Raw genomic sequence first — 1220 nt, 5'->3', positions numbered from 1 at the left:
GCAGGAACGCCAGGCCCGCCTGGAGCGCGCTGTAGCGCAGCACCTGCTGCATGTGGAGCGACAGGAAGTACCAGAGCGCGAAGCCCGCGGCCCCCAGCAGGAACTGCACGAGGAGCGCGCCGGACACCGAGCGGGCCCGGAAGATCCGCAGCGGCATCAGCGGCGCCCGCGCGAACCGGGCCTGCACCAGGACGAACACGCCCAGCGCCAGCACGCCCACGCCCATCGGGACCAGCGCGCGCGCCGAACCCCAGCCGTGCGCGGGGGTCTGCAGCACGCCCAGCTCCAGCGCCGACAGCCCGGCCGTCACCGTGATCGCGCCGGTCAGGTCGAGCCCGCGGGCGCCGGTGTCGCGGCTCTCGGCGAGCAGGCGCAGCGCGGCGATGACCGCGACCGCCCCGATCGGCGCGTTGATCAGCAGGATCCAGCGCCAGGACAGGTGGTCGGTGAGCAGCCCGCCGGCCAGCGATCCCGCCGCCCCGCCGACCGCGAACACGGCCAGGCCCGCGACGAAGGTGCGCCTGCGGCCGTAGAGGTCGGCCGCCCGGCCGCCGAGCAGCAGGAACCCGGCGAAGGTGAGGAGGTAGCCGTTGACCACCCATTGCAGCCCCTCGGCGCCCAGGCGGAGGTCGGACTCCATGGCGGGCAGCGCGACGTTCACGATCGACACGTCGAGGACCATCATGAACTGCGCCAGGCAGACCAGGGCGACGATCGGCCAGAGGGGGCCGGGCGGCCGGGCGGCGCCCTGCCCGGCCGGTGGCGCCTCCGCGGTGTTCGTCATGATCGGAGATCTCGTCGAGGGTGCCCGCGGGGTCACACGACGGCGACGGCGTCGACCTCGACGAGGCATCCCGGGTTCAGCCCGGCCACGACGTGCACCGTGATGGCGGGCGGCGGGTCGGCCCGGTTCCACACCTCCTGGAAGGCGGCCACTCCCTCGTCGAACGTGTAACCGTCCAGCACGGCGATGCGCCAGTGCACGACGTTCGCCAGGCTCGCCCCCTCGCTCTCCAGGATCGTCCTGAGGTTGCGGAACACCTGCCTGGCCTGCTCCCCCACCGTCGGGCCGACGACCTTGCCGTCGGGGCCGACGCCGTTCTGGCCGCCGATGTAGATGGTCCTGGCCGGCTGCTCGACCACGACGGCCTGGCTGAAGGCCGGGCTGCGGTGCAGCCCCTCGGGGTTGATGTGCCGTTCGCCCATGTTCTCTCTCCTCA

The 1220-nt window shown here is 73.3% G+C and carries 2 protein-coding genes; both read right to left on the bottom strand.

The window, feature by feature from the left end:
- The coding region (locus tag ACWCSD_RS52790; protein WP_449927552.1) for an MFS transporter at positions 1-784 on the bottom strand (784 nt) is incomplete at its 3' end.
- A gap of 32 nt (positions 785-816) precedes the next feature.
- On the bottom strand, positions 817-1220 hold a 404-nt coding region (locus ACWCSD_RS52785; protein WP_449927549.1), incomplete at its 5' end, for a RidA family protein.

The sequence above is a fragment of the Nonomuraea sp. NPDC001684 genome (assembly GCF_053596515.1).
Note: the sequence above shows the minus strand (reverse complement) of the source record. Positions and strands in the feature narration are given on the sequence as shown.